Annotated in this window: 9 protein-coding genes; all 9 read right to left on the bottom strand. The window is 65.6% G+C overall.

Annotation, left to right across the window (positions count from 1 at the left end):
• Positions 1 to 59: 59 nt before the first annotated feature.
• Complete coding sequence (rplQ, locus tag ACWGIU_RS02340) at positions 60 to 521, bottom strand: 50S ribosomal protein L17 (protein ID WP_030154710.1); 462 nt, start codon at positions 519 to 521, stop codon at positions 60 to 62.
• 139 nt (positions 522 to 660) lie between these two features.
• The gene (locus ACWGIU_RS02335; protein ID WP_008739666.1) at positions 661 to 1,683 is read right to left on the bottom strand and encodes a DNA-directed RNA polymerase subunit alpha; all 1,023 of its coding nucleotides are present in this window, start codon (positions 1,681 to 1,683) and stop codon (positions 661 to 663) included.
• A 151-nt stretch (positions 1,684 to 1,834) separates the two neighbouring features.
• The gene (rpsK, locus tag ACWGIU_RS02330) at positions 1,835 to 2,239 is read right to left on the bottom strand and encodes a 30S ribosomal protein S11 (protein WP_003956432.1); all 405 of its coding nucleotides are present in this window, start codon (positions 2,237 to 2,239) and stop codon (positions 1,835 to 1,837) included.
• Positions 2,240 to 2,293: 54 nt separating this feature from the next.
• Positions 2,294 to 2,674 carry a 30S ribosomal protein S13 gene (gene rpsM, locus ACWGIU_RS02325; protein WP_069921529.1) on the bottom strand — a complete coding sequence of 127 codons (381 nt, stop codon included), beginning with the start codon at positions 2,672 to 2,674 and terminating at the stop codon, positions 2,294 to 2,296.
• A 200-nt stretch (positions 2,675 to 2,874) separates the two neighbouring features.
• Entirely contained in the window at positions 2,875 to 2,988 is a 114-nt protein-coding gene (gene rpmJ / locus ACWGIU_RS02320) for a 50S ribosomal protein L36 (protein ID WP_003956441.1), read from the bottom strand.
• Positions 2,989 to 3,061: 73 nt separating this feature from the next.
• Positions 3,062 to 3,283 carry a translation initiation factor IF-1 gene (gene infA, locus ACWGIU_RS02315; RefSeq protein ID WP_003956442.1) on the bottom strand — a complete coding sequence of 74 codons (222 nt, stop codon included), beginning with the start codon at positions 3,281 to 3,283 and terminating at the stop codon, positions 3,062 to 3,064.
• Between the two features lie 138 nt (positions 3,284 to 3,421).
• Positions 3,422 to 4,273 (bottom strand): type I methionyl aminopeptidase, encoded by an 852-nt coding sequence (gene map / locus ACWGIU_RS02310; protein WP_453701795.1) that lies wholly within the window; start codon positions 4,271 to 4,273, stop codon positions 3,422 to 3,424.
• Between the two features lie 104 nt (positions 4,274 to 4,377).
• Positions 4,378 to 5,025 carry an adenylate kinase gene (locus tag ACWGIU_RS02305; RefSeq protein ID WP_453701794.1) on the bottom strand — a complete coding sequence of 216 codons (648 nt, stop codon included), beginning with the start codon at positions 5,023 to 5,025 and terminating at the stop codon, positions 4,378 to 4,380.
• Positions 5,025 to 6,338 (bottom strand): preprotein translocase subunit SecY, encoded by a 1,314-nt coding sequence (secY, locus tag ACWGIU_RS02300; RefSeq protein WP_453701793.1) that lies wholly within the window; start codon positions 6,336 to 6,338, stop codon positions 5,025 to 5,027. The genes ACWGIU_RS02305 and secY overlap by 1 nt, the downstream gene beginning before the upstream one ends.
• Positions 6,339 to 6,341 lie beyond the last annotated feature (3 nt).

Here is a 6,341-nt window from a genome sequence, read left to right as displayed (position 1 = left end):
CCCCCGGAAGGGGCGGGCCCGTTCAGAGCCGATCAAGCAAGCTCGATCCCGAAGCGGGATCAGGCCTCCTTGGTCTCCTCGGCGGGGGTCTCGACAGCCTCCGCCTCCTTGACCGCGCGCTTGGTGGCGGCCTCGGCCTCACCGGTGGCCTGCTGGGCGACCGTAAGGGCCTCGACCAGCTCGATCACGGCCATCGGGGCGTTGTCGCCACGACGGTTGCCGATCTTGGTGATGCGCGTGTAACCACCGGGGCGGTTCTCGTAGCGCGGGGCGATCTCGGTGAACAGCGTGTGCACGATGCTCTTGTCCGTGATCGTCTGCAGCACCAGGCGACGGTTGTGGATGTCGCCCTTCTTGGCCTTGGTGACCAGACGCTCGGCGTAGGGACGCAGGCGGCGGGCCTTGGCCTCGGTGGTGGTGATGCGGCCGTGCTCGAAGAGCGCCTTCGCGAGGTTCGCGAGGAGGTGCTTCTCGTGCGCGGCGGAACCGCCCAGACGGGCACCCTTTGCGGGACGCGGCATGGTGTTACTCCTTCATATCTGCACCGGCCGTGTCAGGTACCGGTGTCAGTTCCCCCGAGGCGGATGCCGCGGGAAAGTCTTTGTTCGAACCCGGCCGGCGACCCAGGCCAAAGGCCTCAGCCGCCGGCGGCGGGGTGAATCAGTACTGCTCGGTCTCGACGAAACCGGCGTCGGCGTCGTCGTCGGCGCCGAAGGCGTCGGCGGCGGCGGTCGGGTCGAATCCGGGCGGGCTGTCCTTGAGGGCCAGGCCCATGCCGGCCAGCTTCGCCTTGACCTCGTCGATCGACTTCGCACCGAAGTTGCGGATGTCGAGCAGGTCCGCCTCGGAGCGGGCGACGAGCTCACCCACGGAGTGGATGCCCTCGCGCTTGAGGCAGTTGTACGAGCGGACCGTGAGCTCGAGCTCCTCGATCGGCAGCGCCAGATCGGCGGCCAGGGCGGCATCCGTCGGGGACGGGCCCATGTCGATGCCCTCGGCGTCGATGTTGAGCTCGCGCGCCAGACCGAACAGCTCGACCAGGGTCTTACCGGCGGACGCCATGGCGTCACGCGGGCGCATGGCCTGCTTGGTCTCGACGTCGACGATCAGCTTGTCGAAGTCGGTGCGCTGCTCGACTCGGGTCGCCTCGACCTTGTAGGTGACCTTGAGGACCGGGCTGTAGATGGAGTCGATCGGGATACGGCCGATCTCCTGGCCCAGCTGCTTGTTCTGGACGGCGGAGACGTAGCCGCGACCGCGCTCGACGGTCAGCTCCATCTCCAGCTTGCCCTTGCCGTTGAGCGTGGCGAGGACCAGGTCCGGGTTGTGCACCTCGACACCGGCCGGGGGGGCGATGTCAGCAGCGGTGACCAGGCCGGGACCCTGCTTGCGCAGGTACATCACGACCGGCTCGTCGTGCTCCGAGGAGACGACCAGCTGCTTGATGTTGAGGATGATGTCGGTGACGTCTTCCTTGACACCCGGCACGGTGGTGAACTCGTGCAGGACGCCGTCCACGCGGATGCTGGTGACAGCGGCACCCGGGATGGAGGACAGGAGAGTACGACGCAGGGAGTTGCCGAGGGTGTAACCGAAGCCCGGCTCCAGCGGCTCGATCACGAACCGCGAGCGGTACTCGTCGACGACCTCTTCGGTCAGCGAAGGACGCTGAGCGATAAGCATGTCTGTGTTCCTTCATTCGTGGACGCCCACTATTTGACGCCCGACGGGATGCCGTACCAGAGGTACGGCTACTGCAAGGGTACGGGCGGCACGTCCCCCGAAGAGGTCGTACCGCCCGGACACTCAAGAACGCACAGGTGCGTCCGCTGCGTCAGACGCGGCGGCGCTTCGGCGGGCGGCAGCCGTTGTGCGGGGTGGGGGTGACGTCCTGGATCGAGCCGACCTCGAGGCCGGTGGCCTGGAGGGAGCGGATCGCGGTCTCGCGGCCGGAGCCCGGACCCTTCACGAAGACGTCAACCTTGCGCATGCCGTGCTCCTGCGCGCGACGGGCGGCCGACTCGGCGGCCATCTGCGCGGCGAAGGGGGTGGACTTGCGCGAGCCCTTGAAGCCGACGTGGCCGGCGGAGGCCCAGGAGATCACGTTGCCCGAGGGGTCGGTGATCGAAACGATGGTGTTGTTGAACGTGCTCTTGATGTGGGCGTGCCCGTGAGCGACGTTCTTCTTTTCCTTGCGGCGCACCTTCTTGGCAGCGCCCTGACGACCCTTGGGGGGCATCTAAATCTCCTACGGGAGGTGGTCGGTCCTACAGCGCAAGACCGCTGAACAGGACTACTTCTTGCCCGGCTTCTTCTTACCGGCGATCGCGCGACGCGGGCCCTTGCGGGTACGCGCGTTCGTGCTGGTGCGCTGACCGTGCACCGGCAGGCCACGACGGTGGCGGATGCCCTGGTAGCACTGGATCTCGATCTTGCGGCGGATGTCGCCCTGGATCTCGCGGCGGAGGTCACCCTCGGTACGGAGGTTGGCGTCCACGTACTCGCGGATCTTGACGAGGTCCTCTTCGGCCAGGTCACGAACGCGGGTGTTCGGGTTCACACCAGTGGCCGCAAGGATCTCCTTGGACCGGGTGCGACCGACACCGAAGACGTAGGTAAGTGCGATCTCCACGCGCTTTTCGCGCGGGATGTCAACACCGGAAACGCGTGCCATTCAATGGCTCCTGTGTGTTCGGGGGTCTTCAGCAGAACCGACCCCGACCGCCGACCACCCGAAAGTGGGTGATGGTACGCCCGGGTCCCCGGCCCCCGCCGGAGGTACCGCCGGCCCCATGAAGGGCTGGGCGGGTTCTGCGTATGTACGTTTTCTTACGTCGCGCGAAGAACTGCGGAAGGCAGGTCGGTCGGCGTGCGTCAGCCCTGGCGCTGCTTGTGGCGCAGGTTGTCGCAGATGACCATGACCCGGCCGTGACGGCGGATCACCTTGCACTTGTCGCAGATCTTCTTGACGCTCGGCTTGACCTTCATGTTGGTGAGGTTCTCCGGGTCAGTGCCACCACCCGCACCGGGACGGACGCCCAGGCAGGAGTGAGGACAAGATCTACTTGTATCGGTAGACGATCCGGCCACGCGTGAGGTCGTACGGGGAGAGCTCCACGACAACCCGGTCATCAGGGAGGATGCGGATGTAGTGCATGCGCATCTTGCCGCTGATGTGCGCGAGGACCTTGTGACCGTTCTGGAGTTCCACCTTGAACATCGCGTTCGGGAGGGACTCGATCACGGTGCCCTCGATTTCGATGGCACCTTGCTTCTTGGCCACGCTTCGCCTTTCGAATCGGCTACCTTGATCGGCCTCGTGCGCCATGCAGGCATGGGAGTGCACGAGAGCCGACGAGTCAGTCTACGACAGGGCACCCGGAAAGACGAATCCGGAAAGTTTGCCCCAGAGTCTAGATCATTAACCGAGGGGGTCCGGAGCCGTGGTGACTCCGTACTCCGCCAGCTTCGCCTTGCCGCAGTCCGGGCTGGTCAGGACGATGGGACCGGCCTCCGTCAGCGCGATGGAGTGCTCCCAGTGCGAGGACCAGGTGCCGTCCGTCGTGATGACCGTCCAGTCGTCCGAAAGGACCTCCGTCTGGGCGGTTCCCAGGGAGACCATCGGCTCGATCGCCAGGCAGAGGCCCGGAACGAGCTTGATCCCCTTGCCCCGCTTGCGCGAGACGTAGTTCAGCAGGTGGGGGTCCATGTGCATCTCGGACCCGATGCCGTGGCCGCCGTAGTCCTCGATGATGCCGAACCTGCCAAGGCTGTGCTCACCGGTGGAGGGGCGGGGCTGGCGCTTGATGTACGTCTCGATCGCCTTGGAGATGTCCACGAGGCGGTTGCCGAGCTTCATGGCGGCGATACCGGCCCACATCGACTCCTCGGTCACCCGCGACAGCTCCACGAGCTCAGGGGCGTGCCCGGTGCCGACGAAGGCCGTGTACGCGGCGTCGCCGTGCCAGCCGTCCACGATCGCGCCGGCGTCGATCGAGATGATGTCGCCGTCCTTGAGGACCGTCTTGTCGTCCGGGATGCCGTGGACGACGACCTCGTTCACCGAGGTGCAGATGGTCGCGGGGAAGCCGCCGTAGCCGAGGAAGTTCGACTTGGCACCGGCGTCGGCGATGACCTTGCGGGCCACCATGTCCAGATCCCGCGTCGTGGCGCCCGGTACGGCCGCCTCACGGGTCGCAGCGTGGATCGCGGCGACGACCAGCCCCGCCTCGCGCATCTTCGCGATCTGCTCGGGGGTCTTGATCTGGACCATGGGAAATGCCTTCCACCTTCGGATTTGCGTTGTTCAGGTCTTCATCAACAGTAAGGCCGCGATGTCCTGGGGACACCGCGGCCGTACCTGCGCACAAAGGGTTACTACTTCTTGAGGGCGTCCATCGCGCGCTTCGTGACGTCCGCGACCTCACCGAGGGCCGGGATGGTCACCAGCAGGCCCTGGTCCTTGTAGTAGTCGATGATCGGCTCGGTCTGCGTGTGGTAGACCTCCAGCCGGTTGCGCACCGTGGCCTCGGAGTCGTCGCCGCGCTGGTACAGCTCGCCGCCGCAGGTGTCGCAGACACCCTCGGCCTTCGGCGGGGCGTACGTCACGTGGAAGACGTGCGAGGAGTCGTTGCGGCAGATCCGGCGACCGGCGATCCGCTTGACGACCTCGTCCTCCTCGACCTCCAGGTCGAGGACGGCGTCGAGCTTCATGCCTTCGGCCTGGAGCATCACGTCGAGCGCCTCGGCCTGCGAGACGTTGCGCGGGAATCCGTCGAGCAGGAAGCCGTTCACGGCGTCCGGCTGCTCCATACGGTCCTTCGCCATGCCGATGGTCACCTCGTCGGGCACCAGGTCGCCGGCGTCCATGTACGCCTTCGCCTGCTTGCCCAGGTCGGTGCCCTGGCTGATGTTGGCCCGGAACAGGTCGCCCGTGGAGATGTGCGGAATCGACAGGTTCTTGGCAAGGAACGCGGCCTGCGTTCCCTTGCCCGCACCGGGCGGTCCAACGAGGACGATTCGCATCAGCGGAGGAACCCTTCGTAATTACGCTGCTGGAGCTGGCTCTCGATCTGCTTCACGGTTTCCAGACCCACACCCACGATGATCAGGATGCTCGTCCCGCCGAACGGGAAGTTCTGGTTCGCTCCGAAGCCGGCCAACGCCATCGTCGGCACAAGAGCGATGAGACCCAGGTACAGCGACCCCGGCCAGGTGATCCGGTTGAGTACGTAGCTCAGGTACTCGGCGGTGGGCCGACCGGCGCGGATGCCCGGGATGAACCCACCATACTTCTTCATGTTGTCTGCAACTTCCTCGGGGTTGAACGAGATCGCCACGTAGAAGAACGCGAAGAAGACGATCAGGAGGAAGTAGGTCGCGATGTAGTACGGGTGATCGCCCTTGACGAAGTGCTTCTGGATCCAGTTGGCCCAGCCCGCGGTGGACCCGCTGAACTGCACGATCAGCGCCGGGATGTAGAGCAGCGACGAGGCGAAGATGACGGGGATGATGCCCGCCTGGTTCACCTTGAGCGGGATGTAGGTCGACGTACCGCCGTACGCACGGCGGCCGATCATGCGCTTCGCGTACTGGACCGGGATCCGGCGCTGCGCCTGCTCGACGAAGACCACCAGTCCGACCATCGCGAGGCCCACGAGCATCACGACACCGAACTCGACCCAGCCGTCCGCGATCTTGCCCTGGAGCTTGATCTGCCAGAGGGCGCCGATGAAACCGGCGGCGATCGAGATGAACATGAGGATCGACATGCCGTTGCCGATGCCGCGGTCGGTGATCAGCTCACCGAGCCACATGACGACGCAGGTACCGGCGGTCATGGTGATCACCATGACGACCGTGGTGAAGATCGAGCGGTCGGGGACGATCTGGCTGGCGGCCTGGCAGCCCTGGAACAGGGCGCCGGTGCGGGCCGTGGCGACGAGGCCCGTGCCCTGCAGGATCGCGAGCGCGACCGTCAGATAGCGCGTGTACTGAGTGATCTTCGCCGTGCCGGACTGTCCCTCTTTTTTGAGGGTCTCCAGCTTCGGGATGACCACGGTCAGCAGCTGCAGGATGATGCTCGCCGTGATGTAGGGCATGATGCCGAGCGCGAAGATCGTGATCTGCAGCAGCGCACCGCCGCTGAACATGTTGACCAAGCCGAACAGCCCATTGCTGCTGCCTGCCTGCTCCACACAGATCTGGACGTTCTTGTAGCTCACGCCGGGTACCGGGACGTGGGACCCGAGCCGGAACAGCACGATGATGCCGAGCGTGAAGAGCAGCTTCTTGCGCAGGTCGGGCGTCTTGAACGCCCGGGCGAACGCGGTGAGCACGGT

The sequence above is a fragment of the Streptomyces sp. NPDC054840 genome, from assembly GCF_053611065.1.
Note: the sequence above shows the minus strand (reverse complement) of the source record. Positions and strands in the feature narration are given on the sequence as shown.

Bases quoted from the DNA above. Each gene is read 5' to 3' on its own strand.
- rplQ (WP_030154710.1), bottom strand. From the start codon at position 521: ATGCCGCGTCCCGCAAAGGGTGCCCGTCTGGGCGGTTCCGCCGCGCAC.
- ACWGIU_RS02335 (WP_008739666.1), bottom strand. From the start codon at position 1,683: ATGCTTATCGCTCAGCGTCCTTCGCTGACCGAAGAGGTCGTCGACGAG.
- rpsK (WP_003956432.1), bottom strand. From the start codon at position 2,239: ATGCCCCCCAAGGGTCGTCAGGGCGCTGCCAAGAAGGTGCGCCGCAAG.
- rpsM (WP_069921529.1), bottom strand. From the start codon at position 2,674: ATGGCACGCGTTTCCGGTGTTGACATCCCGCGCGAAAAGCGCGTGGAG.
- rpmJ (WP_003956441.1), bottom strand. From the start codon at position 2,988: ATGAAGGTCAAGCCGAGCGTCAAGAAGATCTGCGACAAGTGCAAGGTG.
- map (WP_453701795.1), bottom strand. From the start codon at position 4,273: ATGGTCCAGATCAAGACCCCCGAGCAGATCGCGAAGATGCGCGAGGCG.
- ACWGIU_RS02305 (WP_453701794.1), bottom strand. From the start codon at position 5,025: ATGCGAATCGTCCTCGTTGGACCGCCCGGTGCGGGCAAGGGAACGCAG.